This window comes from Pseudomonas chlororaphis subsp. piscium, assembly GCF_003850345.1.
GTDB lineage: Bacteria > Pseudomonadota > Gammaproteobacteria > Pseudomonadales > Pseudomonadaceae > Aquipseudomonas > Aquipseudomonas piscium.
Map to the genome: position 1 here is coordinate 4,778,677 of NZ_CP027707.1, position 26,749 is coordinate 4,805,425.

27 protein-coding genes and 1 pseudogene are annotated in these 26,749 nt (G+C 63.9%); 12 read left to right on the plus strand and 16 right to left on the minus strand.

Going from position 1 to position 26,749, the window contains the following annotated elements; genetic code table 11:
* Positions 1–131 precede the first annotated feature (131 nt).
* Positions 132–1,019: a LysR family transcriptional regulator gene (locus C4K38_RS21485; RefSeq protein ID WP_053280099.1), complete on the plus strand. Its 888-nt coding sequence runs from the start codon at positions 132–134 to the stop codon at positions 1,017–1,019.
* A gap of 35 nt (positions 1,020–1,054) precedes the next feature.
* Here C4K38_RS21485 and C4K38_RS21490 read toward each other — a convergent pair whose 3' ends face one another.
* Entirely contained in the window at positions 1,055–1,936 is an 882-nt protein-coding gene (locus C4K38_RS21490) for a LysR family transcriptional regulator (protein ID WP_053280100.1), read from the minus strand.
* Between the two features lie 102 nt (positions 1,937–2,038).
* Between C4K38_RS21490 and C4K38_RS21495 the strand changes: the two genes are divergently transcribed.
* The 3 genes from C4K38_RS21495 to C4K38_RS21505 all read left to right on the plus strand — a co-directional run bounded on the left by C4K38_RS21495 (position 2,039) and on the right by C4K38_RS21505 (position 4,633).
* Positions 2,039–3,097, plus strand: a complete 1,059-nt coding sequence (locus C4K38_RS21495) for an alkene reductase (protein WP_053280101.1) — start codon at positions 2,039–2,041, stop codon at positions 3,095–3,097.
* A gap of 10 nt (positions 3,098–3,107) precedes the next feature.
* Positions 3,108–3,944: a pirin family protein gene (locus C4K38_RS21500; RefSeq protein ID WP_053280102.1), complete on the plus strand. Its 837-nt coding sequence runs from the start codon at positions 3,108–3,110 to the stop codon at positions 3,942–3,944.
* Between the two features lie 104 nt (positions 3,945–4,048).
* Positions 4,049–4,633, plus strand: coding sequence for an isochorismatase family protein (locus tag C4K38_RS21505; protein WP_053280103.1), 585 nt, complete (start codon positions 4,049–4,051; stop codon positions 4,631–4,633).
* 88 nt (positions 4,634–4,721) lie between these two features.
* Here C4K38_RS21505 and C4K38_RS21510 read toward each other — a convergent pair whose 3' ends face one another.
* The 3 genes from C4K38_RS21510 to C4K38_RS21520 form a co-directional block, all read right to left on the minus strand.
* Positions 4,722–5,507 carry a PhzF family phenazine biosynthesis protein gene (locus C4K38_RS21510; RefSeq protein ID WP_053280104.1) on the minus strand — a complete coding sequence of 262 codons (786 nt, stop codon included), beginning with the start codon at positions 5,505–5,507 and terminating at the stop codon, positions 4,722–4,724.
* Positions 5,508–5,512: 5 nt separating this feature from the next.
* The gene (locus tag C4K38_RS21515; RefSeq protein ID WP_053280213.1) at positions 5,513–6,229 is read right to left on the minus strand and encodes a helix-turn-helix transcriptional regulator; all 717 of its coding nucleotides are present in this window, start codon (positions 6,227–6,229) and stop codon (positions 5,513–5,515) included.
* Positions 6,230–6,307: 78 nt separating this feature from the next.
* Positions 6,308–7,186, minus strand: coding sequence for a LysR family transcriptional regulator (locus C4K38_RS21520; protein WP_053280214.1), 879 nt, complete (start codon positions 7,184–7,186; stop codon positions 6,308–6,310).
* Positions 7,187–7,368: 182 nt separating this feature from the next.
* Here C4K38_RS21520 and ampC point away from each other — a divergent pair, with 182 nt between their 5' ends.
* The gene (gene ampC / locus C4K38_RS21525; protein WP_081001561.1) at positions 7,369–8,559 is read left to right on the plus strand and encodes a class C beta-lactamase; all 1,191 of its coding nucleotides are present in this window, start codon (positions 7,369–7,371) and stop codon (positions 8,557–8,559) included.
* 182 nt (positions 8,560–8,741) lie between these two features.
* Positions 8,742–9,296, plus strand: a complete 555-nt coding sequence (locus C4K38_RS21530; RefSeq protein ID WP_053280107.1) for a UPF0149 family protein — start codon at positions 8,742–8,744, stop codon at positions 9,294–9,296.
* A gap of 78 nt (positions 9,297–9,374) precedes the next feature.
* Here C4K38_RS21530 and C4K38_RS21535 read toward each other — a convergent pair whose 3' ends face one another.
* From C4K38_RS21535 to C4K38_RS21560, 6 genes are all read right to left on the minus strand, one after another.
* On the minus strand, positions 9,375–9,761 hold the full coding sequence (locus C4K38_RS21535) for a hypothetical protein (RefSeq protein ID WP_053280108.1): 387 nt from the start codon (positions 9,759–9,761) through the stop codon (positions 9,375–9,377).
* On the minus strand, positions 9,755–11,230 hold the full coding sequence (locus tag C4K38_RS21540; RefSeq protein ID WP_053280109.1) for a PAAR domain-containing protein: 1,476 nt from the start codon (positions 11,228–11,230) through the stop codon (positions 9,755–9,757). The genes C4K38_RS21535 and C4K38_RS21540 overlap by 7 nt, the downstream gene beginning before the upstream one ends.
* A 161-nt stretch (positions 11,231–11,391) precedes the next feature.
* Positions 11,392–12,177 (minus strand): sulfite exporter TauE/SafE family protein, encoded by a 786-nt coding sequence (locus C4K38_RS21545; protein ID WP_009049969.1) that lies wholly within the window; start codon positions 12,175–12,177, stop codon positions 11,392–11,394.
* A 219-nt stretch (positions 12,178–12,396) separates the two neighbouring features.
* Complete coding sequence (locus tag C4K38_RS21550) at positions 12,397–12,930, minus strand: DUF3087 domain-containing protein (protein WP_053280110.1); 534 nt, start codon at positions 12,928–12,930, stop codon at positions 12,397–12,399.
* Positions 12,931–13,088: 158 nt separating this feature from the next.
* On the minus strand, positions 13,089–13,697 hold the full coding sequence (locus C4K38_RS21555) for a hypothetical protein (protein ID WP_053280111.1): 609 nt from the start codon (positions 13,695–13,697) through the stop codon (positions 13,089–13,091).
* 94 nt (positions 13,698–13,791) lie between these two features.
* Positions 13,792–14,547 carry a DUF533 domain-containing protein gene (locus C4K38_RS21560; protein ID WP_053280112.1) on the minus strand — a complete coding sequence of 252 codons (756 nt, stop codon included), beginning with the start codon at positions 14,545–14,547 and terminating at the stop codon, positions 13,792–13,794.
* 223 nt (positions 14,548–14,770) lie between these two features.
* Between C4K38_RS21560 and C4K38_RS21565 the strand changes: the two genes are divergently transcribed.
* Entirely contained in the window at positions 14,771–15,901 is a 1,131-nt protein-coding gene (locus C4K38_RS21565; RefSeq protein ID WP_053280113.1) for an HlyD family secretion protein, read from the plus strand.
* Positions 15,898–17,490 (plus strand): DHA2 family efflux MFS transporter permease subunit, encoded by a 1,593-nt coding sequence (locus C4K38_RS21570; RefSeq protein ID WP_053280114.1) that lies wholly within the window; start codon positions 15,898–15,900, stop codon positions 17,488–17,490. The genes C4K38_RS21565 and C4K38_RS21570 overlap by 4 nt, the downstream gene beginning before the upstream one ends.
* 9 nt (positions 17,491–17,499) lie before the next feature.
* Here the strand turns inward: C4K38_RS21570 and C4K38_RS21575 are convergent, their stop codons facing one another.
* The 5 genes from C4K38_RS21575 to C4K38_RS21595 all read right to left on the minus strand — a co-directional run bounded on the left by C4K38_RS21575 (position 17,500) and on the right by C4K38_RS21595 (position 22,173).
* Positions 17,500–17,940, minus strand: a complete 441-nt coding sequence (locus tag C4K38_RS21575) for a carboxymuconolactone decarboxylase family protein (RefSeq protein WP_025804939.1) — start codon at positions 17,938–17,940, stop codon at positions 17,500–17,502.
* Positions 17,941–18,168: 228 nt separating this feature from the next.
* The gene (locus tag C4K38_RS21580; RefSeq protein ID WP_053280115.1) at positions 18,169–19,608 is read right to left on the minus strand and encodes a mechanosensitive ion channel family protein; all 1,440 of its coding nucleotides are present in this window, start codon (positions 19,606–19,608) and stop codon (positions 18,169–18,171) included.
* Positions 19,609–19,840: 232 nt separating this feature from the next.
* A complete protein-coding gene (gene ycaC / locus C4K38_RS21585) occupies positions 19,841–20,467 on the minus strand; it encodes an isochorismate family cysteine hydrolase YcaC (RefSeq protein ID WP_053280116.1) in 627 nt (208 codons plus the stop codon).
* Between the two features lie 57 nt (positions 20,468–20,524).
* On the minus strand, positions 20,525–21,208 hold the full coding sequence (locus C4K38_RS21590; protein WP_028682082.1) for an isochorismatase family protein: 684 nt from the start codon (positions 21,206–21,208) through the stop codon (positions 20,525–20,527).
* A 98-nt stretch (positions 21,209–21,306) separates the two neighbouring features.
* The gene (locus C4K38_RS21595; protein ID WP_053280117.1) at positions 21,307–22,173 is read right to left on the minus strand and encodes a pirin family protein; all 867 of its coding nucleotides are present in this window, start codon (positions 22,171–22,173) and stop codon (positions 21,307–21,309) included.
* A 107-nt stretch (positions 22,174–22,280) separates the two neighbouring features.
* Here C4K38_RS21595 and C4K38_RS21600 point away from each other — a divergent pair, with 107 nt between their 5' ends.
* From C4K38_RS21600 to dkgB, 4 genes and pseudogenes are all read left to right on the plus strand, one after another.
* Positions 22,281–23,189 (plus strand): LysR family transcriptional regulator, encoded by a 909-nt coding sequence (locus C4K38_RS21600; protein ID WP_053280118.1) that lies wholly within the window; start codon positions 22,281–22,283, stop codon positions 23,187–23,189.
* 123 nt (positions 23,190–23,312) lie between these two features.
* Positions 23,313–23,852, plus strand: coding sequence for a PaaI family thioesterase (locus C4K38_RS21605; RefSeq protein WP_025804946.1), 540 nt, complete (start codon positions 23,313–23,315; stop codon positions 23,850–23,852).
* A 54-nt stretch (positions 23,853–23,906) separates the two neighbouring features.
* Positions 23,907–25,042 (plus strand): annotated as a pseudogene (locus C4K38_RS21610) (thiolase family protein).
* 155 nt (positions 25,043–25,197) lie between these two features.
* Positions 25,198–26,001, plus strand: a complete 804-nt coding sequence (gene dkgB / locus C4K38_RS21615) for a 2,5-didehydrogluconate reductase DkgB (RefSeq protein ID WP_053280119.1) — start codon at positions 25,198–25,200, stop codon at positions 25,999–26,001.
* A gap of 4 nt (positions 26,002–26,005) precedes the next feature.
* Here the strand turns inward: dkgB and C4K38_RS21620 are convergent, their stop codons facing one another.
* On the minus strand, positions 26,006–26,485 hold the full coding sequence (locus C4K38_RS21620) for an ANTAR domain-containing protein (RefSeq protein WP_053280120.1): 480 nt from the start codon (positions 26,483–26,485) through the stop codon (positions 26,006–26,008).
* Positions 26,486–26,749 lie beyond the last annotated feature (264 nt).

Sequence of the window (26,749 nt, forward strand, 5' to 3'; positions counted from 1 at the left end):
TGGAGTTCCTCAAGTACGTTGTGGGTTGAAGCCATTGCCGCCTGGGCAAGTGGCTTCACTATCCATCAATCGAAACTGGAAGATAATCCACACAACAGATAGGCTTCCTCTCACTAATGAGAGGATCAATCATGGACTTCAACGCCATCCGGATGTTTGTCAGCGTGGCGCAGACCGGCAGCCTTTCCGCTGCCGCCGAGCGCCTGGAGATTCCCCTGCCGACCTTGAGCCGGCGTATTCGCGAACTCGAACAACAGCTGAAGGTACAACTGCTCGAACGCTCGGTACGGGGCACCAAGCTCACCGACTCGGGCGCGCGCCTGTACGAACACGCCAGCCGCGGCATCGAGGCATTGGTCGAGGGCGAACAGGCGGTGATCAGCGATCAGGCGCTGTTGAAGGGCCGCTTGCGGCTGTCGTTGCCGCCCTCGTTCGAACCCTGGTGGGATGTGCTGTCGGCGTTCCAGCGCCGCTACCCGCAGGTCGAGGTCAGTGTGCATACCACGGAGCGGCGCATCGACCTGATCGAAGACGGTGTGGATGTGGCGCTGCGGGTCGGCGCGATTACCCACGAGACCATGGTCGCCCGCCGCCTGCTGAGCTATCGCCACCTGCTGGTAGCCAGCCCGGCGTTGCTTGAACGGCTGGGCTCGCCCAGCAGCGTCGAGGCGCTGAACGCTTACCCCTGCGGCGTCTGGAGCCAGGGCAGCCCTGGGACCTGGCAGTTGGGAGAGGTGGCCTTCAGGCCCAGGGCCATGCTCGCCACCAACGACTATGCACACCTGCGCAGCCGCGCGCTGGCCGGTGACCTGGTGACCGAGCTGCCGCCCTTCCTCGCGGCACGCGCCATCCGCGAAGGCCGGCTGCTGGCGCTGCTACCCGACCATCCCTTGCCGGAGCAGCAAATCAATCTGCTCTACCCGTCCCATCGTCACCCGTCGGCCATCGTGCGGGCCTACTTGGACTTCTCCCAGGGCTACATGGGCTATCTGACAGAGGTATCGTCCACCCGGCAGTGATCGATCCTGAGGGCCCCAGGCACGAGCCGAATCGATCACCCGTCCTCCAGCCGCTCCCGCAGAAACTCGATAAAGCGCTGGGTCTTCGCCGGCAGCAGGCGGGTTTCGGTGAGGGCGTAGACCGGGATGGGGCTGGCTTGCCACTGCGGCATCACCCTGCGCAAGTTGCCATTGGCCAATTCCTCGGCGACTATGCCTTGCGCCAGCACGGCGATGCCCAGGTCGAGCGTCGCCAGGCGACGGATCAGGCCCACGCTGTTGAGCTGGAAGCGCCCGCCCACCTCGACCTCCAGCGTTTCGCCAGGGCGGGACAGCGTCCAGTTGTCGGCTTTGGGCGAGCGCAGGCGCAGGCATTCATGCCCCGCCAGGTCCCTCGGATGAACCGGTTCGCCGAAACGTTCCAGATAAGCCGGTGAGGCGTACAGATAACGCGGCAGGCTGGCAAGCTTGCGTGCAATCAGGTTCGAGCTTGGCGGCTCGCCCATGCGAATGACCAGGTCGACCGGCTCGCTGATCAGGTCGACCTGGCGCGGCGTCAGGTCGAAATCGAAGCTGATGCCCGGGTAACGGCCGGCGAACTCGGCGATCAGCGGCGCCAAGTAGATAGTGGCGAAATCCACCGGCAGCGATGCCCGCAACAGGCCGCTGGGCCGCGCCAGCATTTCCCCCAACTGCTCGTGGGCGAGCCGGGCCTCCTCGACGATGCGCTTGCAGCGATCGAAGTACAGCTGCCCCGCCTCGGTCAGTTCGATCTTGCGCGTGGTGCGGTGCAGCAGCCGCAGGCCGATGGCCTTTTCCAGGCCGCTGATGCGCCGCGACAAGGTCGAGTTCGGCATCTCCATCGCTTCCGCCGCGCGGCGGAAACTGCGCGCCTTCACCACCTCGACGAACAGCGCCATATCGTTCAGCAATTCCACGCCGATTGCTCCATCAGTGGATCAGTCATTTCAATTTAGGCGGATTTATCCCGCCTCTGGATTGATTAATGATAACCACATCGCCAATTGAGGAGCACTGCCATGAATTCGCTTTTTACCCCCGTCCAACTAGGTCGCCAGCATTTGTCCAACCGCCTGGTCATGGCGCCGATGACCCGTTCCCGCGCCGATGACGCCGGGGTGCCCAGCGAGTTGGCGGTGACCTATTACGCCCAGCGTGCCGGCGCCGGCCTGATCATTTCCGAGGGTGTGTTCCCCGCCGCTCTGGGCCAGGGCTATGTGCGTACCCCGGGGATCGAAACCGCGGCGCAGGTGGCCGCGTGGAAGCAGGTCACCGCGGCGGTGCACGCCCGCGGCGGGAAGATCTTCATGCAACTGATGCACTGCGGCCGCATCTCTCACCCTTCGCTGCTGCCTGAGGGCGTCCTGCCCCTGGCCCCCTCGGCGATCAAACCGGCAGGCCAGACCTGGACCGCGACCGGCCTGCAGGATTTCGTCACCCCCCATGCCCTGAGCGTGGAAGAAATCGCCATGGTGGTCGCGGGCTACCGGCAGGCCGCGCACCTGGCCATCGAGGCCGGTTTCGACGGGGTCGAGCTGCATGCCGCCTCGGGTTATCTGCCGGAACAGTTCCTCTCGTCCGGCAGCAACCAGCGCAACGATGCCTACGGCGGCTCGGTGGAGAACCGCGCGCGTTTTGTCCTTGAGGTACTGGCGGCGCTCACCGCGGAAATCGGCGGTGACCGGGTCGGCCTGAAGATCTCGCCGGAAATGAACTTCAACGACATCACCGACGCCAACCCGCAGCAGACCTACCGCTACCTGGTGGAGCAGTTGCGCGGGCTCGACCTGGCCTACCTGCACGTGGCCCTGTTCGGCGCCAGCCTCGACTACCACGCCCTGCTGCGCCCGCTGTTCGACGGCCGCTACCTGATCGGTGGCGGGCTCGACCAGCAAGCCGCCGAAGCGCTGCTCGCCGATGGCCGGGCCGATGCCGTGGTATTTGGCGCGGCCTTCCTCGCCAACCCGGACCTGCCCGAGCGTTTCCGCCTGGGCGCCGAGTTGAATGCGCCGCACAAGGAGACCTTCTACAGCCCGGGCGCGCAAGGCTATATCGACTACCCGAGCCTGGGTGCCTGAGGACACCGCCATGACCCACATCGCACACCTGCAGCGGATGAACCACGGCAGCCACTTCCGGGCCTTCACCCTGCGCGGTGGCCAGCCCATCACGGCCATCGACCCCTTCCTCGTGGTCGACCATGCCTGGACCAGCGGGCCGACCTTCCCGCCGCATCCCCATGCCGGTTTTTCCGCGGTGTCCTACCTGTTTCTCGACTCCGAGACCGGGATCGACAACCGCGACTCCCTGGGCAACCGCAACCTGATCCAGCCCGGTGGCCTGCACTGGACCGCGGCGGGCACAGGCGTGGTGCATGAGGAAGTGCCCGCCGAGACGGGCAAGACCGTGCACATGCTGCAGGTGTTCATCAACCTTCCGCAGCCCTTGCAGGGCGCGGCACCCTTCGTCTTCAGCCTCGAAGCCCAGGACGTGCCGGTGGTGCAGCTGCCAGGGGTGAAAGTCCGGGTGCCGCTGGGCGGCTTCAGGGATGTCCGCTCACCACTGTCGCTGCCCACCGAGGTCAGCTTGCTGGACATCTCCCTGGAGCCGGGGGCGCAGGTGAGGGTGCCGATCGCGGCGGGCCATGGCGCCTTCGTGATGCCGATCGACGGCGAGCTGTCGGTCGATGGCCAGCCCTTCGACCTGATGCAAGCCCGGCTGCCGGTGAGCCCGCCGCAGCCCGAGGAACGCCAGCTCAGCCTGCGGGCGGACCAGGGGCCGGCCAAGGCGGTGCTGTTTTCCGGTCGCCCCCTGGGGCAACCGGTGTATTGGCAGGGGCCGCTGGCCCTGGCCTCGCAAGAGGCGCTGGCCGCGGCCGTCGAGGCCTACCAGCGCGGGGCGTTCGGCACGCTGCAAGCGCGCTGATCGCCCTGACCATCAATCGGGGCGCAACGCCTCCACCCCCGGGGAGTGAGCGCCTCTAACCCCCGGGCGCGAGCGCCCCAACCTCACATACCAGGAGCACCATCATGTCCTACGAAAGATTCAGTGCCGAGAATGCCGCCCTGCTGTTGATCGATCATCAGGTGGGGACCATGGGCTGGGTGAAATCCATTCCCTTCGAAGAGATGAAACGCAACGCGCTGATGCTCGCCAAGGCCGCCAGTATCCTGCAACTGCCGGTGGTCCTGACCTCGAGCATGGAGGAATACGCCCAGGGTCCGCTGCTGAGTGAACTGGAGCAGATCCTGCCTAGGGAATTCGCGGCCCGCATCAAGCGCCTGGGGATCGTCAACGCCATGGACGATGACAACTTCGCCAAAGCGGTCCAGGCCACCGGCCGCAAGAAACTGATCATCGCCGGGGTCACCAATGACGTCTGCACGGTGTATCCGGCCCTGAGCCTGGTGCGCGATGGCTATGAAGTGCAGGTGGTGGCCGACGCTGGCGGCTCCCCCAGCGCCATGGCCGATGACATTGCCCTGCGCCGGATGGACAAGGGCGGCGTGACCCTGACCAGCACCAACCAACTGATCGCCGAACTGGCGGGAAGCTGGGCGACGCCGCAGGGCGGTCAACTGGTGCAGGTGCTGATGACCGCGCTGCAAGGCTGAGCCCCGCAATAAGGATCGCCGGAAGTGCATGAAGCGGTTCCGGCGATCTTCGTTCACTGATGATCCTGGCGAAGGAAACGCCAGGCCATCAGATAAAGATCGTGCCCTTCAGGTATAGCGCGCCCTGGCCGCTGATCAGCACCCGGCCGTTATCCAGCACCTCGCACCACAGCTGGCCCTTGCGCGCCCCACCCTGCTCCGCGCTCAGCCGGGTTTTGCCCAGGCGCTGGGCCCAGTAGGGTGCCAGGGAAGTGTGGGCCGAGCCGGTGACCGGGTCTTCGTTGACGCCGACGCTGGGGCCGAACCAGCGGGAGACGAAGTCGAACTGCTGGCCCGGTGCGGTGACGGCGATGCCGCGCACATCGAAGTTGGCCAGGGCGACGAAGTCGGGCTTGAGGCCGGCGATGATCCCTTCGTCCTCGACCACCAGCAGGTAGTCGTCGGTGCGGTACAGGGCTTCTGCGCGCGGCAGGCCGAGGGCTTGCAGCAGGCTCGGCGGAATCTCCACGGCCGCCGGCTGCTTGGCCGGGAAGTCCATGGACAGGCGCTCGCCGTCACGGCGCACGCGCAACTCACCGCTACGGGTGCTGAAGCGCAGCAGTTCGCTGGGCTCGTTCAGCTGTTCGAAGAGCACCCAGGCCGCCGCCAGGGTGGCGTGGCCACAGAGGTCGACTTCCACGGTCGGGGTGAACCAGCGCAACTCGAACAGCTCGCCGTTGCGCACGAAGTAGGCGGTTTCCGAGAGGTTGTTCTCTTCGGCGATCCGTTGCAGCGTGGCATCGGGCAGCCAGGCGTCCAGCGGGCAGACCGCCGCCGGGTTGCCGCCGAAAGGCGTGGAAGAAAAAGCATCCACCTGAAAGATGTCGAGCTGCATCGGGTTCACTCCTGTTGACTGGCTTGGTCTGTGGCCCGGATCTGGTCCAGGTAGTTGTAGATGGTGTAGCGGGTGACACCCAGGGCCGCGGCGGCCTTCTCAATGCCGCCCTTGACGATGAACAGCCCGCGGTCCTGCATCTGGCGCACGGCTTCGAGCTTCTGGGCCTTCTTCATCAATGCCCGGCCGCCGGGACAGGCTTGCTGAATGATTTCCGCCATCAACTGCTCCATGTCCTGGGGCTCGTCGTGGCGCGGTTCGGGGGCTGTGCCCAGGCCCAGCAGCTCGCCCAGGCAGGCATGGGCGGCGGCGATACCGCTGAGGTCGGCGTTGGTGCACAGGGTGGCGAAGGGCTGGCCGCTGCTGTCGCGATACACCACCGTCGAGCTGCGCAACGGGCGACCGTCGGGCGCGGTGGTCGGGTAGTTCTCCACCAGCACCGGTTCGCTGCCGGAGCTATCCTCCATCGCCCGGCGTACGGCGATAAACCCCAGGTCCTCGCGCGGCCCGGCCAGCACCGGGCTGCCGACCCGGCGACCGGTGACATGGCCATTGGCGATGGCAAGGATAGAGGCCTCGGGCCGGGTCAGGTCATGCAGGACGATTTCGGTGTGCCGGCCCACCACGCTGCCGAGCATATTCAGGGTGCTGTGCAGCACCTTGAACACCAACTGGCGTTCGGCGGCACACTCGGGGGAAAAAGGGCTGCTGGGGGTTTTCATGGCGGTTTCGCAGAAAAAGAATCTGGCGAAAATATCAACAACAAGTTGAATATTCAACTTAATGTTGACTAAAGCCATTCAGCCTTCCTTTACGGTCCCCAACAGCCATTCCTTGAACGCCAGCATCGCCGGGCTCTGTGTCCGTGACTGCAAGCGGGTCAGCCAGTAACTGCCGGTGGTAATGCCCACCGCGAACGGCTGGACGATGCTGCCGGCGTGCAGCTGCCGGGCGAACATCAGCGGCGGTGCCAGGGCCACGCCTATGCCCTGTTGCGCGGCTTCCATCATGCCCAGGGACGAGTCGAAGACGATGCTGCGCGACGGCAGGGTGCTGGCCGGCAGGCCGGCGGCGCTGAACCATTCCGGCCATTCGTCGGTACGGTAGGAGCGCAGCAGGGTCTGGCCGAGCAGGTCGACGGGGCTGTGCAGCTGCCGCGCCAGCTCCGGCACGCAGAGCACCGACAGCGGCGCCTCCAGCAACTGGATGGCATCGGTGCCGTGCCAGGCGCCACTGCCGAAACGGATGGCGTAGTCCAGGCCTTCGGCGGCGACATCGACCCGGTTGTTGTGGGTCGACAGGCGCAGGTCGATAAACGGATGCCGCGCCTGGAAGTCCTCCAGGCGCGGCAACAACCAGCCAACGGCAAAGGTACCGACCGCGCCGACGCTGAGCATTTCACGGTAGTGCCCGCCTTCGAAGCGGCCGAGGGTTTCGGCGATGCGATCGAAACACTCGCACAGCACCGGCAGCAGGGTTTCGCCCTCGCTGGTCAGCATCAGCCCGCGGGGCAGGCGCTTGAACAGGGTGACGTTGAGCTGGGCCTCGAGGCTTTTCACCTGATGACTGACCGCCGCCTGGGTCACGCACAGCTCGATGGCCGCGCGGGTAAAACTCAAATGCCGCGCCGAGGCCTCGAAGGCCCGCAGGGCATTCAGCGGCAGATGGGGTCGAATCATGAGCATTCCCTAGTTTTTCTAATGGCTCCTGCGAAATATCGTCGTTTGTCGATCCTTCGCCGACCGCCTACATTGAGCCGGCTCGCAGCGCCCTGCCCCCTGACTGCAAGGACAGGCGCTGGTAAAAGCCGCTCGGAGTGTAGCGGCTATCACCCTGCAAAATCATGGAATGTCAGCCCATCATGCACAACAAAAACCTAGTCCTATCCGGATTTTTCGCCGTTTCCCTGCTGCTGTCCGGCGCCAGCACCTGCCTGGCCGCCAGCCAGCCGGACAGCGCCCTCAAGCCCCTGGTCGACGCGGCGATCCGCCCGTTGATGCAACAACAGGACATCGCCGGCATGGCGGTGGCCATCAGCATCAAAGGGCAGCCCCATTACTTTAACTACGGCCTGGCCTCCAAAGAGGGGCAGAAAGCCGTAGACGCGGACACGCTGTTCGAGGTCGGCTCGGTGAGCAAGCTCTTCACCGCGACCCTGGGGGCCTATGCCCAGGCCAGCGGCAAACTGTCCCTGAACGACCCGGCCAGCCGCTACCTGCCGGCATTGAAAGGCAGCGCTTTCGAGCATGTCAGCCTGTTGCAGTTGGGAACCTACAGCGCCGGCGGCCTGCCGTTGCAGTTCCCGGAGCAGTGGGACAGCCAGGACAAAATGTTCGGCTACTACCAGGCCTGGAAACCGGCCTTTGCCCCCGGCGCCCAGCGCCTGTACTCGAACCCGAGTATCGGCCTGTTCGGCTACCTGGCCGCGCAAAGCCTGGGCCAGCCCTTCGAGCAATTGCTGGAGCAGAAGCTGTTCCCGCAACTGGGCCTGCAGCACAGCTACATCCAGGTGCCGAACTCGCAGATGGGCAATTACGCCGAGGGCTACGGCAAGGATGGCAAGCCGGTGCGGGTCGGCCCCGGCGCCCTGGATGCCGAGGCCTACGGGGTGAAGACCACTGCCGCCGACCTGCTGCGTTTCGTCCAGGCCAACCTCAAGCCCGAGTCGCTGCCGCAACCCTGGCCGCAGGCAATCGCCATCACCCACACCGGCTATTACCAGGTCGAAGGCATGACCCAGGGCCTGGGCTGGGAGCTCTACCCCTACCCGCTCAGCCTGGACGCCCTGCTGGCTGGCAACTCGTCGCAGATGGCCTTCGAACCGCACCCGACCCGCTGGCTCACCCCGCCCCAGGCACCGCGGGCCAATACCCTGCTGAACAAGACCGGTTCCACCAACGGCTTCGGCGCCTATGTGCTGTTCGTGCCCGGCAAGGACATCGGCCTGGTGCTGCTGGCGAACAAGAACTACCCCAACGCCGAACGGGTCAAGGTCGCCCATGCCCTGCTCGATGCCCTGGACAAGCAGGTCGGCGCGGCTACGCAACCCTGAGAAAAACAGCGACCGGGTCGATTAACGGACCCGGTCGCTGGACCGGCTGGGGGCGCGCCTTATCCATGACAACGCGCTCCGCGACGATGATCGGCGCTGGATAAAACTGGCGGAACGCGCCATCCTCCGCGTCTTTTTTCCGCGCAGCCCCTGGGGCGCACGTTTTTCCAAGGAAGCCGTCCATGCACAACCAGCCGCTCAGCCCCACCGAGTTCGAATTCATCGAAGACACCCTGCTCAAGTACGGCGACGACCATTCCGTGCTCAACCTGGCCGAGCTCGACGGTTTTTGCACCGCCCTGGTGTCCGGCCCGGCCCAGGTGGACATCGCCGAATGGTTCCCGGCCATCTGGGGCGGGCAGAACCCGGACTGGCAGGACCCCGAGGAGTGCAAGCGCTTCATCGAGCTGAGCGTGCGCCACCTGAACGCCCTCGCCACCGCACTGGCGAGCGACTCGGCGAGCTTTCAGCCGCGCTTCGAACAGACCGAGCATCAGGACCAGCCGCTGACGCTGGCGGAAGAATGGTGCTTCGGCTACATCCGCGCCATGGCCGTAAGCAACTGGCCCGAACTGCCCGCCACCCAGGCCGCCCAGCTGCAAGCCATCATCACCTGCGCCGAACAGGACAACTTCGAACTGCCGGCCGACCTGGATCTGGTTCAGCATCGTCAGACTGTGGCCAGCGTCGAACAGGCAGCCCGGGCGCTGCATGACTACTGGTTGGCCCAACGCTGAGAGTGGTCTGGGGGCAGGTCACTCGCCTGCCCTCAGGTTCCAGACCAGCGAGCCAGGCTGCATCGTGAATAGTGCGGACTAGCTTCTTATTATCGTCATCGCTATGTACTCCAGGCCCAGGCTCACCAGCAGCCCGCCCATGATCCAATGCGAAATAATCAGTCTTCTTTTAAGAGGCTGAGGAAAGTTGTCTATCTCATCAGCATCCAACAATCCCCTTCTGATGAAGAAGCCGGGACATGCCAGATAACCCGCTACCACCCCCACCATCATCATCCGCCCCCAGGCTCCCATATGCAGATAGAACCTGTTGCCGGTGATCATCTGGCAGTTTTTGACATACCCGAGCATCTCGTCCATGCGGGTATATCCCCAGTAGATATAGACACCGATCATGGTGAACATACCGAGAAAAGTTATCCCGATAAAAACACCAAGCACGATATGTGCGGTAGTGATTACCATGCGTTCCTTCCTTCATAAATCAGCTCTCCCAAAAACTCTCCGGCTGCCCCTCCACCTTCACTGGCAAAATAGCTCCCACCACCGGCCACTACCAAACCACAGACCACGCTGCCAATACCACCTGTAGGGACACCCATAGCGACACAGATACTTCCAGCCATGGACGATGTTAAAAACGCCCCTGCTACCGCCCCGCCACCTACCCCACCCAAGAAGCTCCCCGTCTCCGTGAACTTCACCCTCTCACATGCCTCCTTGTTCCCTGCCAAACAAACATCCTGCACCTTCACATAAGAGGCCCCACCACCAAGCGCAGTCCCAATCCAACCACCCCACTTTAGAGTCTTGGACGCCCTGGAAACACCTTCAATATGCGTCGCGTACCCCGGTATCTGCCCCACTGCGCCCGCCTGGGTCCAGCGATGCACCAGACTACGACTGGAAATCCCCAAGGCGCTTTTAAGGCTGGGGTGATCGGGGAAGGCAATGCTCATTTTCGTGATGGGCAGCAGGCTAGCGTCCAGCTGTGCAAACAGCTTTTTTCTTTCACTGAAGAACTCGACGCTGCGCAGATGCCCATCCCGCAGAAAGAACTTCTGATGAAGTGCTTCGATATCCAGTAACGTTCTTTTTAAACCCTCCATATGGTTACCCGCGGCCGCCGTGCCGACGTTTAACGTCGTCGAGCCATAGGACAATATCGATTCAACCTGCGCCCGGTACTTGAACATAAAGGCCGCTTCTTCATCGCTCATGGACGCCAAGGCAGCACTGATCTTCTCCGCTGCTTCCATCAGCAAGGCTTCTTCACGGGTGCATTGATAGTTGTCGGGATGACTGAGCACAACAAGTTGACCAGGTTTGGCAGGACTCGATAGCTGGGGATTGAGCCGGCGGAACTTCTCCAGCACAGCCTCATCGGCTTGGCCGAACAGCACCGTCTCCAGTGCGGCGCGGGTCATCGGCGTTTGCACGATATGAAAACCCGGTTCTACCAGGTGTTGCGTGTCCTGCACGGACAGCGGCGGTGAAACGATATCGCCGTGAGCAACGGTCAGGCCGCGCACCTGATCCCGCGGCACCGCATCGGCAAACTCATTCTGCGGATACCCCTTATAAATAGCGTCGGCCCATCGCTGGGTATTGATCACCGCAGGCCCGATGTAATCGCTGTCGAGCGGGATGGTTGGCTGATCTCCGGAAATGACCGAACACTGGGTGGCAATCAGCCGATTGGCCCCGGTCGGACAGCCGCATTGCACAAGGCCACCTTCCACCGCCGTGGCTTGCTGGTTATCCAGCAAGGTGTGGTGACCTTCGGCGATATAGCCCACCGTCTGGCACACCGGGCACCACACCGGATCGGCAATGCGGGCGACCCGTTGATCCACGACGAAGGTGGTGGCTGATCCGGCAATGACCTTGCCGCCGGTTGTAGTGGGGTCGCCTTCCCTGATGACAAAGACCATGGCGTACGTTCTTGTTGAGGAATGGGCCTCGAACGTAACGACGCATAACCGACTGCTGAATCAGGCGATCCTGAAAGAGCCAGTCAAATCAGTGAGGCACACCCCCAAAAAACACAAAAGCCTCCCGCAGGAGGCTCTTGGTTCGACCCGCCAGCGCGGGTTCAGAACGCCAGCTTGTAGCCGATGGAAAACAGCATGACCGCCAGGAACGGCCGCAGCAGTTCGTCCGAGACGCGGCCGGTCATGTGGCTGCCGAGCCAGATCCCCGGCAGCGAGCCCATCAGCAAAAAGCCCAGCAGTTGCCAGTCCATGTTGCCCATGCTCGCGTGCCCCAGGCCGGCGACCAGGGTCAGGGGTACGGCGTGGGCGATTTCAGTGCCGACCAGGCGCTTGGTGGCCAGGAACGGGTACAAGATGAACAGCGCCACGGTGCCCAGGGCGCCAGCGCCGATGGAGGTCAGGGCGACCATGGTGCCGAGGACCACGCCAGTCACCACCGTCAGGCCGTTGAGGCTGGAATCCTTCAGGTGGTAGTGATCGCCGGCATGCTTCTGGGCAAAAGCCAGGAGCTTTTTCTTGAACAGGATCGCCAGCGCGGTGAGCAGCAGCACAAAGCCCAAAGCCTGTTTGATCACGCTGTTCAGCGCTTGCGGGTCGGTGTCCAGGCTCTTGAGGAACCACAGGGTGGCCAGTACCGCGGGCACGCTGCCCAGGGTCAGCCAGCCGGTGATCTTCCAGTCGATGTTGCGATTTTTCTGATGGACCAGCACACCACCGGATTTGGTGATGGCGGCGTACAGCAGGTCGGTCCCGACAGCGGTCGCCGGGTTGATACCAAACCACAACAGGATCGGGGTCATCAGCGAGCCGCCTCCCACCCCCGTCATCCCCACAATGAAACCCACCAGCAGGCCCGCGATTACAAAACCAAAATTACCCACATCCATCAATAAGCCCTACGCATCAACCGCGGCCAGGTAAAAAACTGGCGGCAGCATAGCGGCTAATGCTTATGTCCATTTATATAAATAAAATCTAACGTTATAACTCTTTGTCTTTTTTCCATGTACCCAGCGCATGAAACCTTCTAATTTCATGCACCAATCACATGTCTAAACTGACTCCTAAGCGGCCGGAAAAAACCTTCGAAGCCGTCCCTTTTCAGGTCATTTTGCTGGCGGAATCCGCTTCACCGCTTCGATCCAGTCCGGATTCAAACGCTTCTGCTCGGTGTCCATGCCCAGGGCTTCCATCCGCTCCTTGTGCCGGTCGATCTCGTGCACCACCTGGCTCAGCGCGCTGGAGTTGGCATCCAGCTGGTGCATCTGGGTCAGGCCCAGGTGGTAGAAGCGCAGCAGTTTCATCGCCGTCGGGTCTTGAGCCTCAACGCCGGCGGTGACGTGGTGCATGACGTTGGTCACGCTCATCAGGCTGCGCTTGAGCTGCCAGCCGTAGACCGCCGCGGCCATCCACGGCTGCGACCAGAAGCGCACGCGCATCAGCACGATGCTCAGCACCAACCCGGCCAGCACGCCGGCGACATTCAGGCGGAAGTTATCGCCGCCAGGCGTGCCGAACAGCAGCACCGCGGCGCTGGACAGCAGCATGGCCAGGGACAGGAAGATCAAGGCGATAAACAGCGTGCTGCGGCGGGTTTGCTGGCGAAAGCTCTCGGGGTTCTGCGGCTGGATCTCGAACATGGCAACGATGCTTGCGTGGCGGACAGGTCGGGCATTATCACCTCGCCGGCGCCCGGAGATGGCAAATAAATCCGCGCTGCGACAATCCACCCCGGCCATCGATGGCGCCACCCACACCGCCTAAGCGCTGCGGGTGGCCGGGTACTTCGCCCCCCCCCTCAGATCGCGCGGATATCGATCTCGTAATCGCAGCGACTGCTTTCATCCAGGTACTTGAGCTGCTGGCTGATGGCGTACAGCTCGGCCAGCCCCAACTCGTCGCGCAATCCAGTGAAGAAGTCGCCGTTCACCGGCCATTGCAGGTGCTGGTCGATTCCCAGGGCGTGGGTGATGCGGTGGTAGCGGTCGACGCCGGTCATGCGGATGCGCGCATGCCCGGCGTCGAATTGCAGGATCTCGAAACGGTATTCCGGGTTGGAGGTAAAGATCGCCGCGAGCACCAGCGTGGTGATGCCCCGGGCATTGCGCTCCAGCTCGGGTTTCCTCGCCATGTGGCGCTGCGCCAGGCTTTTGCCGTGCTGGTAGAAGGTCCGGCTGGACAGTTCCTGCATGCGCTCCAGGCCAAACAGCTCGCCGGCCTGCTTGAGCATCTGGCCGTAAAAGGACGCGGTGATACTGGATTGAGACTGGGTCAGTTCCAGCAGCGAGTCGGGGTAGAAATCATGGACCAGCGTCTGCCAGTCCATGTACGGGTGATAGACGTCCTGCGCCCTGAAAAATGCCGATTGCCTGAAGATGTCCGGCAGCTCTCGGTTGAGTGAACTCATGGCGTATCGCTCCTTGAAAGATGAATATCCCTGTTGCCGCACTCCCGTCATGGGCCATGGGCCGGCCCCACCCGGGGCCGGTCCGCGTTGTTGATCAGGCCACCCCGCCCTTGGCCTGCTGTTCCAGGTGCACTTGCAGCTCGGGATCGATCCGCAGCGCCGCCGCCAGCTCGTCCAGGTAGCTGCGCTCGGCGTCCTGCTGATCGTCCACCAGCATCACGCTGGCCAGGTACATTTCCGCCGCCATGCCCGGTTCGCCCGCGGCCGATTGGGCCACGTCGGCGGCGTCCAGGGGACGTGCGACTTCGTCGTCGAGCCATTGCTGCAATTGCGGATCGTCGGTGTGCCGGCCGATCTCGGCGCTGATCAATTGTTTTTCCTGCTCGTCGATGCGGCCATCGGCCTTGGCCGCGGCGATCAGGGCACGGAGGATCGCATGGCTGTGTTCCTCGACTTCCGGCCCGGCCAGTTGGTCGACGGTGCGCAACGCCTGTTGCGGCGCCGCCGATTGCTGCTGTTGTTGCCAGGCTTGGTAAGCCTGGAACGCCATCATCCCCAGGGAGGCCAGCGCCGCGTAGTTCATGCCACCGCCGGAACGGCCCTGAGGGCTTCCGCCGGACGTCGCGCCGCCCAACCCGGAACCGCCCAGCAGGCCGCCCAACAGGCCTCCCAGCCCGCCAGCACCCAGGCCACCCGGGGCTCCGCCACCGCTGTTACCGCCCAACAGACCACCGAGCAAGCCACCCAGGCCTCCCAGGCCATCCTGCGGCGCCGAAGCCCCGCCACCCTGCTGCGTCATCGAGGCCTGGCCGGCGCGCAGCAACTGTTCAAGCAAATCACTGGTGTTCATGGCATCGCTCTCCTCGGGCAGTTATTCAGATTGCCAACAATAGTCTTCGCCACGGCTTGCGCCAACTGCTTCCGCTTGGGCCCTGATTCCTCCTCGCCAAACGCCCGCGTCATCCGCCCATCCCCCCCGGGTCGCACCTGACGATCGGTACGAAAATTGAGTTGCAATAAAATATTACAAACATCATATTTCATTCGTAATATTTCCATTCCAGGTACCTGCCATGACCAGCCTGCCCGCCATCGACCCGGCCACTGTCACCGCCATCCCGACCCCGGCCAGGCCGCCTTTGCTCAAGCGCCTGCTACTTGTCACCCTGGCGTTGGTGGCCCTGGCGGCACTGCTGTTCTATGGCCTGCACTGGTGGACCAGCGGGCGTTTTATCGAGCAGACCGACGACGCCTATATAGGCGGCGACGTGACGGTGATCGGGCCCAAGGTGGCCGGCTACATCGAGCAGGTGCTGGTCAGCGACAACCAGCGGGTCAAGACCGGCGACCTGCTGATCCGCCTCGACTCACGGGATTACCGCGCCAGCCTGGCCAAGGCCGAAGGCGCGGTGGCCGCCGAGGAAGCGCTGCTGGCCAACCTGGATGCCACCGAACAATTGCAGCACGCGGTGATCAGCCAGGCCCGCGCCGGGATCGACGCCACCGCCGCAGAAATGACCCGCTCGCGCGACGACAATGCCCGCTACAAACGTCTCGTCGGTAGCTCGGCGGTGTCGGTGGAAAGCGCGCAACGCGCCGAGGCCGGCTTCAAGACCGCCCAGGCCCTCAACACCCGGGCCCAGGCCGAACTGCTGGCGACCCAGCGCCAGCTGCAAGTGATCGCCACCCAGAAGCTGCAAGCCAAGGCAGCCTTGCTCCAGGCCCGCGCCGAACGCGACCTGGCGCAACTGAACCTGGGCTACACGGAAATCCGCGCGCCCATGGACGGGGTGATCGGCAACCGCCGGGCGCGCAATGGCGCCTACACCCAGGCCGGCGCGCAACTGCTGTCGCTGGTACCGGCCAGCGGCCTGTGGGTGGACGCCAACTTCAAGGAAGACCAGTTGCAACACATGAGCCCGGGCCAGCGCGTGGTGATCCGCGCCGACGTGCTGCCCGGCCGGGAATTCCACGGCCACCTCGACAGCCTGGCGCCGGCCACCGGCGCGCAGTTCAGCGTGCTGCCGCCGGAAAACGCCACCGGCAACTTCACCAAGATCGTCCAGCGGGTACCGGTGCGGGTGATCCTCGACCCGCAGGACGCGCTGCTCGGCCAACTGCGCCCCGGCCTGTCGGTGACGGCCGCGGTCAATACCCAAAACGAGCCCGAGACGCCTGAACCTGCCGTGGCCAGCGCGCCATGAGCCGCGCCCTCGCCGCCCCGGCCCTGCCACTGAACCCGGCCAGCATGGCCACGGCCACCAAGGTCTTCGCCTTCGCCACCATGTGCATGGGCATGTTCATCGCCCTGCTGGATATCCAGATCGTCTCGGCCTCGTTGCGCGACATCGGCGGCGGGCTGTCGGCCGGCACCGATGAAACCGCCTGGGTGCAGACCAGCTACCTGATCGCCGAAATCATCGTCATCCCGCTGTCGGGCTGGCTGTCGCGGGTGTTCTCCACGCGCTGGCTGTTCTGCGCCTCGGCGGTCGGTTTCACCCTGGCCAGCCTGCTGTGCGGCGTGGCCTGGAACATCCAGAGCATGATCGTGTTCCGCGCCCTGCAGGGGTTTCTCGGCGGCTCGATGATCCCCCTGGTGTTCACCACCGCGTTCTTTTTCTTCACCGGCAAGCAGCGGGTGATCGCCGCGGCGACCATCGGCGCGGTGGCGTCCCTGGCGCCGACCCTGGGCCCGGTGATCGGCGGCTGGATCACCGAGGTGTCGAGCTGGCACTGGCTGTTCTACATCAACCTGCTGCCGGGGATTTTCGTCGCCGTGGCGGTGCCCATGCTGGTCCGGATCGACCAGCCGGAACTGGCGCTGCTCAAGGGCGCTGACTACCTGAGCATGCTGTTGCTCGCACTGTTTCTCGGCTGCCTGGAATACACCCTGGAAGAAGGCCCGCGCTGGAACTGGTTCAGCGACAGCACCATCCTCACCACCGCCTGGGTTTCCGGATTGGCCGGGCTGGCCTTTATTGGCCGCACCCTGCAGGTGGCCAACCCGATCGTCGACCTGCGCGCCCTGAAGGATCGCAACTTTGCCCTCGGCTGTTTCTTTTCCTTCGTCACCGGCATCGGCCTGTTCGCCACCATCTACCTGACGCCGCTGTTTCTCGGCCGGGTGCGTGGCTACAGCGCGCTGGATATCGGCATGGCGGTGTTTTCCACCGGGGTGTTCCAGGTGCTGGCGATCCCGCTGTATGCGTTCCTCGCCAACCGCGTCGACCTGCGCTGGATCATGATGGCGGGCCTGGGGCTGTTCGCCTTGTCGATGTGGGATTTCAGCCCCATCACCCATGACTGGGGGGCCAGGGAATTGCTGCTGCCGCAAGCCTTGCGCGGCATCGCCCAGCAACTGGCGGTGCCGCCGGCGGTGACCCTGACCCTGGGTGGGCTCGCGCCGGCGCGGCTCAAGCATGCTTCGGGGCTGTTCAACCTGATGCGCAACCTCGGCGGCGCCATCGGTATCGCCGCCTGCGCGACCATTCTCAATGACCGCACCAACCTGCACTTCACCCGCCTGGCCGAACACCTCAACAGCAGCAACGAGGCGCTCAACCAATGGCTGGCCCGGGTCGGCGGCAACTTCGCGGCGCTGGGCCAGAGCGGCGACGAAGGTGTCAGCGCCAGCCTGCGCCAACTCTGGCAACTGACCTACCGCGAAGCGCAGACGCAAACCTACGGCGACGCGTTCCTGATGATCATGCTGTGTTTCATCATCGCCACGGCCATGGTGCCCCTGATGCGCAAGGTCACCCCGCCGCCGGCGCCGTCAGCCGACGGCCATTGAGCCTCGGAATCAGGCCTGGGGCATTTTGCGGAAGCCCACCGCCAGGCGGTTCCAGCTATTGATGGTGGCGATGGCCAGGCTCAGGTCGACCTGCTCGCTGGGGCTGAACTGGCTGCTCAGCAGCTCGTAGTCGGCATCCGGCGCGTGGGTTTCGCTCAACCGGGTCAGGGACTCGGTCCAGGCCAGGGCGGCCCGCTCGCGGTCGGTGAAGAACGGCGTTTCGCGCCAGACCGAGACCGCGTACAGGCGGCGCTCGGTTTCCCCGCTCTTGCGCGCGTCGGCGGTGTGCATGTCGACGCAGAAGGCGCAGCCGTTGATCTGCGAGGCGCGCAGCTTCACCAACTCGATCAGGGACTTTTCCAGGGGCAGTTTCGAGACCGCGGTTTCCAGGGCGATCATGGCTTTGAGGGCGTCTGGCGAAGCGGTGTAGAAATCGATACGCGGTTGCATGGGATGGCTCCAGATCAAGTGAATGTGGCGCTACGTTAAGCCCGGGCGCAGTCCATACCAATAACCAATTCCGGCTAAGACCAGGTGACCAATGCCCCCTCTCTTTTGTAGGAGCGCAGCTTGCGCGCGATCCGCGTAGCGGCCATCCATCGCAGTGCCTGAACGGACTCTATCGCGAGCAAGCTTCGCTCCTACAGAAGACATTAATCACATTGCCCAGCCTGACGGTCAGGCGCGGTTGCGCAGCCACTGCATGAAGCCTCTCTTCACCACCGGTCGCGGGGTTTCCTGGGTCAGGGTCTGGGCGATGTGCTGGCGGAAATCCAGGAGGTTTTTCATCGCCTCGTGGATATCGCGCCGCGCGTCCAGGCACGGCTTGAGGTATTCGTTTTCGATGCGGTACAGGGTGCAGAAGGTCTTGGCCGAGAAGTCCGCCGCGGTTGCCTGATCGGCAACCCCCGCCTCGCCTATCACTTCGCCCGGCCCCATGCGCCCGGCCTCGAAGGGCTTGCCATCGCGGATCAGGCTGACGGAAACCACGCCCGATTCGATAATCAGCAGGTGATCGCTGACCTCGCCCGCCGGCAGGATGGTCTCGCCGGCGCGGAAGGTCTGCAGGGTCATGTTCTGGCTGAAGGTTTCCTTCTCTTCCTGGCGCAGGGTGGAGAAAATGCTCGAGCTGTCCAGCAGCGCCCGCGGTCGCGACAAGTTGCCCGGCACACTGCTTTCACCGCTGGACAGCAGGCTGACGCCAGACGCCTGCAAGTGACGGAAGGCCAGGTCGAACAACTGGTTGCGTACCTCGCGCTTCTGCCCCATGGAGGCCACGAAGCCGCTGATTTCGTATTCCACCCCGGCGTTGCCCGAGCTTTTCAGGGCCACGCTGGGGGCCGGCTTGGGAAGCAGGAAACGGCAACCGAGCATGGCCCGTTCCAGCGCCTCGATCACCGTTTGCGGCCGCGCGTGGGGGCTGACCTGGAGGCTGATGGACAGCCCGTGCATATCGGCGGGACGGCTGAAGTTGATGATCTTGGCCTTGGCCGCCAGGGAGTTGGGGATCACCGCCATGCTGCCCTGGGAGGTCTGCAAGCGGGTGGCGCGCCAGTCGATGTCGGTGACCCGGCCTTCGGTACCGTCGATGGAGATCCAGTCATCGAGCTGATAGGGCTTGGTGGTGTTCAGCACGATGCCGGAGAACACGTCGCTGAGGGTGCTTTGCAACGCCAGGCCGACAATGATCGCCACCGCGCCGGAGGTGGCCAGCACGCCCTTGACCGGCAGCTCCAGCACATAGGCCATGGCGGCGATGATGGCGATCAGGAAAATCACCGCCCCCATCAGGTCCTGCAACAGCCGCCCGGTATGCCCGACCCGTTGCATCATCAGGGTGCCGAGCAACACCGTCAGGGTCCGCGCGCCGAACAGCCACCAACCGATCTGCAACCCGGTGGCGGCCAGGTGCAGCGGCACGTCCTCCGGCCAGGGCGCCGCCTGCATCGGGTTCAGCCCCTGGTTGAACAGCAGCACGCTGTACAGGGTGAAGATCAGCACCCGCACCAGCAGCTTCCAGTAACCGCCCCGCGCGCCGATCAAGCGCCACAGCAGCATGTCCAGCAGGAGCAGCACCAATGCGGCGAACAACGGGTGGTCGGCGAACAGAATCGACATCAAGCAACTCCAGCACGGTCAGAGGCGCGACAATCTCACACAAGCGACCTTGCAGGTATAGCCGGAAAAACAAAAACAGGGGCCTCATGGGAGGCCCCTGTGTGCAACGACGTCGTTCACTCTGTAGCCGCTGGCATCGCCTGCGTTCGGCAGCGTAGCCGTCGTGGATCGCATGCCCTGGATCGCGCTGGCTACGCCAGCGATCGCAGCCTTCGGCAGCGGCTACAGGCGATCATTTGCCGGAGGTCAGGGTGGTGTAGCTGGTGATCAGGTTGCGGTAGTCCGGGATGTGGTTGGAGAACAAGGTGCCCAGGCCCTCGATGTCGTTGCGCCAATCGCGGTGCAGCTCGCAGGCCAGGCCGAACCAGGTCATCAGCTGGGCGCCGGCGGTGGACATGCGGTTCCAGGCCGAATCGCGGGTCAGCTCATTGAAGGTGCCGGAGGCGTCGGTGACCACGAACACCTCGAAACCTTCTTCCAGGGCCGACAGCGCCGGGAACGCCACGCAAACCTCGGTCACCACGCCGGCGATGATCAGTTGCTTCTTGCCGGTGGCCTTGATCGCCTTGACGAAGTCCTCGTTGTCCCAAGCGTTGATCTGCCCTGGCCGGGCAATGTACGGCGCGTCCGGGAACAATGCCTTGAGCTCAGGCACCAGCGGGCCGTTGGGGCCGGTTTCGAAGCTGGTGGTGAGGATGGTCGGCAGCTTGAAGTACTTGGCCAGGTCGGCCAGGGCCAGCACGTTGTTCTTGAACTTGTCCGGGTCGATGTCGCGCACCAGGGACAGCAGGCCGGCCTGGTGATCCACCAGCAGCACGGCGGCGTTGTCTTTGTCGAGACGCTTGTAGGCAGCAGTCATGGGGTAGTCCTCGCTTCTTGTCGATACCGAATGGAAATCGGCGTGGGGGGTGTTGGTTCAGCGCTGGGAATCCAGCACTTCGTGTTCATTCGCCACTTGCTGGGCCTTGAGGTAGCTCTCGATCAGCAACTGATAGTGCGGCATGGCCTGGGCGTAGACCGCGGCCCACTGCTCGGCGTCCGGGCGGTTCCACGAACCCTGCAGTTCAGAAAGCGTAGCCATGATGTCGATCGGGACCACCCCGGCCTGGGCCAGGCGGGCGATTGTCAGATCAGTGGCCAGCCGCGAATGGTTGCCCGAGGCATCGACCACCGCGAACACCTTGTAGCCTTCATGCACCGCGGCGATCGACGGGAATGCCAGGCAAACGCTGGTCAGGGTGCCGGCGATTACCAGGGTTTTCTTGCCGGTGGCCTCGACCGCCGCCCGGAACTCGGGGTTGTCCCAGGCGTTGATTTCACCTTTGCGCGCCACGTACCGGGCATGGGGCGCCTCCTGGTGGATTTCCGGGATCAGCGGGCCGTTGGGCCCCTGGGGAACCGAGGCCGTGGTGATCACCGGCATCTGCAACAGGGTCGCGGCTTTCGCCAGGGCGATGGCATTGGCCCGTAGTTGCGGCACGTCCATGTCCTTGACGATCTGGAACAGCCCGCTCTGGTGGTCGATCAGCAACATTGCCGCATCGTTGGGGTCGATGGTCGGTTTCAGGCCATTGAAGTTGGCCGCGTTGAGGGTGTTCATATGCAGTTCCTCTTGTGTCTGGGGCATTTATTTAAGGCAACAGCCATCCCTGGCCCTGAAACCGGCCTACGCGTCCTGTGCAAGTCGGTAAGCGGGTGTCAGCCAGGCATCTGGCCGAAACGGCCGGACTGGAAGTCGACGAATGCCTGGTGGATCTCGGCCTCGCTGTTCATCACGAACGGGCCATGGCCGACGATGGGCTCGTCGATCGGTTCGCCGCTGAGCAGCAGCACCACCGCGTCGTTGTTGGCTTCCAGGCTGAGCTGGTCGCCGTCGCGCTCGAACAGCACCAACTGGCCTTCGCGCACCAACTCCTGGCCATTGACCTGAACCGTGCCACGCAACAGCACCAGGGCGGTGTTGCGCCCCTCATGCAGGTCGAGGGTCAGGGGCTTGCCGGCATTCAGGCGGATGTCCCAGACGTCGATCGGGGTGAAGGTGCGCGCCGGGCCCTTGACGCCGTCGAACTCGCCGGCGATCAGCCGCAGGGTGCCGGCCTTGTCCTTCAGGGCGATGGCCGGAATGTCGCCATCGAGGATGGTCTGGTAACCGGGCGCGGCCATCTTGTCCCGCGCTGGCAGGTTGACCCACAGCTGGACCATGTCCAGGGTGCCACCGGACTGGGCGAACGCTTCGGAGTGGAACTCCTCGTGGAGAATCCCCGAGGCCGCGGTCATCCATTGCACGTCTCCAGGGCCGATCTTGCCGCCGCTGCCGGTGGAGTCGCGGTGCTCCACCTCGCCCTTGTAAACGATAGTCACGGTTTCGAAGCCGCGATGGGGATGCTGACCAACGCCACGCCGCTGGTGGGTCGGGGTGAATTCAGCCGGGCCGGCGTGGTCGAGCAGCAGGAACGGGCTGATGTGCTTGCCCAGGTTGTCGTAGGAAAACAGCGTACGAACCGGGAAACCGTCGCCCACCCAGTGAGACCGTGGGCTGGTGTAGATACCGATGATGTTTTTCATGCTGGAGCCTCCGACATGGGTGAGTTATTTCGTGGATACACCTTAAAACCCATACCTTTGATGCACTAGACTGCAAAATTCGTCCTTAGCGTTCTATTTGGAGAACGATGATGGAAGACCTCAACACCCTCTATTACTTCACCCAGGTCGTCGAACACCGTGGTTTCGCCGCCGCCGGGCGCGCCCTGGACATGCCCAAGTCCAAGCTCAGCCGGCGTATTGCCCAGCTCGAAGAGCGCCTCGGCGTGCGCCTGATTCACCGCACCAGCCGCCACTGCTCGCTCACCGAGATCGGCCATGAGTACTACCAGCGCTGCCTGGCCATGCGCGTGGAAGCGGAAAGCGCCGCGGAAGTCATCGAGCGCAACCGTTCCGAACCCCAGGGCCTGGTGCGCATCAGTTGCCCGACCGCGCTGCTCAACTCCTGGGTCGGGCCGATGCTGACCCGCTACATGCTCAAGTACCCGCTGGTGGAGCTGTTCATCGAGAGCACCAATCGCCGGGTCGACCTGATCCACGAGGGTTTCGACATCGCCCTGCGGGTGCGCTTCCCGCCGCTGGAAAGCAGCGACCTGGTGATGAAGGTGCTGGGCAACAGCACCCAGTGCCTGGTCGGCCACCCGGACTTTCTCGCGCGCCTGTCGAACCCCGCCTCGCCCGCCGACCTCAGCGGCCTGCCGAGCCTGCACTGGGGCGCGGCGCAGCGCGAATACCAGTGGGAGCTGTTCGGCCCGGACGAGTCTCTGGCGCAGATTCGCCACAAGCCGCGAATGGTCACCGACGACCTGATCGCCTTGCGCCAGGCGGCGCTGGCGGGGATCGGCGTCGCCCACCTGCCCAGCGTGGTGGTGCGCGACGACATGGCCGCCGGACGCCTGGTGCATCTGGTACCGGGCTGGGCGCCCAAGTGCGGGATCGTCCATGCGATCTTCCCGTCGCGCCGGGGCCTGCTGCCGTCGGTGCGCACCCTGATCGACTTTCTCGGCGAGGAGTTCAGCCACAGCGATATGACCTGAGGGCGCGATCAAGGTGTAGGTGGCCGAATCATCCGATCTGTGGCGTTTTTGGCACTGGGCGAAATAATATTTCGATCATAATATTTCACTCGTAATCTTATTTCGCCCCGTGAGGAAACGCCCATGCAAAGCCCATCCCGCGACGCCACCCTGGCCCAGTGGATTGCCCAGGAACAGGCCATGCGCGCACGCCTGGCCGGTCCGGGCAGCCTGTCCCTGGCCGAAGTCAGCGCCCTCTCCCCCGCCGAGTTCTTCGAAGGCATCGGCAACGGCGAACTGCCCTCGCCGCCCATCGGCACGCTGCTGGATTTCATCCCCATCGAATGGTCCGCCGGGCACTTCGTGTTCCAGGGCACCCCGGATGCCCGCCATTACAACCCGCTGGGCAGCGTGCACGGCGGTTATGCCGCGACCCTGCTGGATTCCTGCATGGGTTGCGCGATCCACACCCGGCTGAACAAGGGCCAGGGCTACACCACCCTGGACCTGCGCATCAGCTATGTGCGGGCCCTGACCGGCAGCAGCGGGCCGATCCGCGCCGAAGGCAAGATCGTCCACCTGGGCCGCTCCACCGCCCTGGCCGAAGGGCGGATCTACGACGTCGATGGCCGCCTGTACGCCACCGGTTCCACCACCTGCATGATCCTCGAAGCCCGCGGCTGAACCTGTCGCCGTGGGGAGTTGCCTCATTGAATGGGTTCGCCCAGGAGTCTCGCCATGAACAACGTCGTTATTGCCGGTTATGCCCGCTCGCCCTTCCAGTTCGCGAAAAAGGGCGCGCTGATCGATGTCCGTCCCGATGACCTCGCCGCCCAGGTGCTGCGCGGGCTGGTGGACAAACTCGGGATCGACCCCGTCGAGATCGAGGACGTGGTCATGGGCTGCGCCTACCCCGAGGCCGAGCAAGGCATGAACATCGCGCGCATCGCCAGTTTCCGCGCCGGCTTCCCGGACACTTTGGGCGGCGCCACCATCAACCGCTTCTGCGGCTCGTCCATGAGCGCCGTGCACTACGCCGCCGGGCAGATCCTGCTAGGCGCCGGCGAGGCGTTCCTGTGTGCCGGGGTCGAATCCATGACCCGGGTGCCCATGGGCGGTTTCAACATTTCGCCGAACCCGACCCTGCTCAGCGAATTCCCCGAGGTCTACATGCCCATGGGCCACACCGCGGAAGAAGTGGCCCGGCGCTACGGCATCAGTCGCCAGGAACAGGACGCCATGGCCGTGGAGTCCCATGCCAAGGCGGCCAGCGCCCGCGAGCGGGGTCTGTTTGTCGATGAAATCATCCCGGTGCGGACGCCCGCCGGCCTGGTCAGCACAGACGGCTGTATCCGCCCCGGCACCAACCTGGAGGTCCTCGCCGGCCTGCAACCGAGCTTCGGCGGCAGCGTCACTGCGGCCACCAGTTCGCCCCTGACCGACGGCAGCGCCGCAGTCCTGGTGTGCAGCGAGGCCTACGCCCGCAGCCGCCGGCTGAACATCCTGGCCCGGATCAAGGCCGTGGCGGTCGCTGGCTGCCCGCCGCAGATCATGGGCATGGGCCCGGTGTATGCCACGCGCAAGGTGCTGCAACGGGCCGGCCTGGGCATCGGCGATATTGACCTGGTGGAAATCAACGAAGCCTTCGCCAGCCAGTCCCTGGCCTGCCTGCGGGAGCTGGACCTGGACAGCCGCCGGATCAACCTCGACGGCGGCGCCATGGCCATGGGCATCCCCTGGGGGCCACCGGCGCGCGGATCACCGGCAAGGCCGCATCCCTGCTGCAGCGCAGCGGCGGCCGCTACGCCATCGCCACCCAATGCATCGCCGGCGGCCAGGGCATCGCCACCCTGCTGGAGGCGGTTGAGCGCTGAACCGGCTTGCCGGCTTGCGCAGGGCATGTGCCGTCTCTGCGCAAGCCGGGGTTATTCGTGATTCGCGGTAAAGATTCCTTTGCCTGTCCGGCGGTTTTTCTCAAAGGTGCGGACCGGGATACTCGTGGCCTTTCCACTGCCATCTGGAGTCATCCATGTCTGTACCTGCTTTCGGCCTCGGCACCTTTCGCCTGCAAGGCCAGGTCGTCATCGACTCGGTCAGCACCGCGCTTGAGCTGGGCTACCGGGCGATCGACACCGCCCAGATCTATGAGAACGAAGCCGAGGTCGGCCAGGCTATCGCCGACAGCGGCATCCCCCACGACGAGCTGTTTATCACCAGCAAGATCTGGGTCGCCAATTTCGCCCGCGACAAGCTGATCCCCAGCCTCAAGGACAGCCTGCGCAAGCTGCGGACCGACTACCTGGACCTGACCCTGATCCACTGGCCGTCACCGGACAACCAGGTGCCGGTCGAAGAGTTCATGGCGGCGCTGCTGGAGGCCAAGCAACTGGGGCTGACCCGGCGGATCGGGGTTTCCAACTTCACCAACGACCTGATGCGCCAGGCCATCGCCGCGGTCGGCGCCGAACACATCGCCACCCACCAGATCGAACTGCATCCTTACCTGCAGAACCGCAAGGTCGTGGAATACGCGCAAAGCCAGGGGATTCACATCACCTCGTACATGACACTGGCCTACGGTGAAGTGCTCAAGGACCCGGTCATCCAGCAGCTCGCCGAGCAGCATCGGGCGACACCGGCTCAGGTGACCCTGGCCTGGGCCATGCAATCGGGTTATGCGGTGATTCCATCCTCGACCAGGCGCGCGAACCTGGAAAGCAACCTCAAGGCCTGTGCCTTGACCCTGGGCGAAGCAGACATGCGGCGCATCGCCGATCTGGAGCGCGGGCATCGTCTGACCAGCCCCGCCGGCATTGCGCCGGCGTGGGACTGAGGCCTTAACGCACCACGGCATTCAACCGAATGCCATCGGGGGCGATCTCTTCCTCATTGGAACTGCTGAGAAACTTTCCGGCCGCCGGGATCTTGCTCCGGCGGCCGGTGTCGATGGCCCCCATCAAGCGGTTGATAGTCTCCTGGTCCGGCAACGGCAGGCTGCTGATATACATCTTGCGCTGCGGGCCGAGGGGAATCGAAGGCACGCCGAGAAGCTCGGAGTCATAGACCAGCACGTGGCGGATCTGCGGGTTATCCATGCAGAACGCCACGATATCGAGCCGGTCGCGCAACCCCAGTGAGGCGTTGATGATCAGCAGGTCCATTGGCTCACTGCCATATTCCACGACGTTCAACACCTCGATGAGTCGATACATCGGGGCAATCCGGTAATAGCCCAGTTGATTCAGCACCCGCTCGATCTTCATTCGATGAAAATGCTGTTCATCGGCGATCAGGATTCGTAACGTTTTATTCGGCATTTTTCGCGACCATGAAAAAAGTCTGAGATAACAGGCTCCAAACCTATGAATAAAGGCTAGGGGAGCAGCCGAGTGTTTTCTCTAAGGGTTTTCTGAAAAGCCCTACTCCGAATTACTAAAATGCGGCTTTCCCCTACTTTTCGTGCCCGAAATGCTCGTTTCCCTGGGATATCCACCCGCGTCGGCGGCGCACATCAGGTATCGATAGGCGGCCATGAATCCTGCTTTTTGCCCGGCCCGGATGGAGACAAAAGGCTTGCCCGG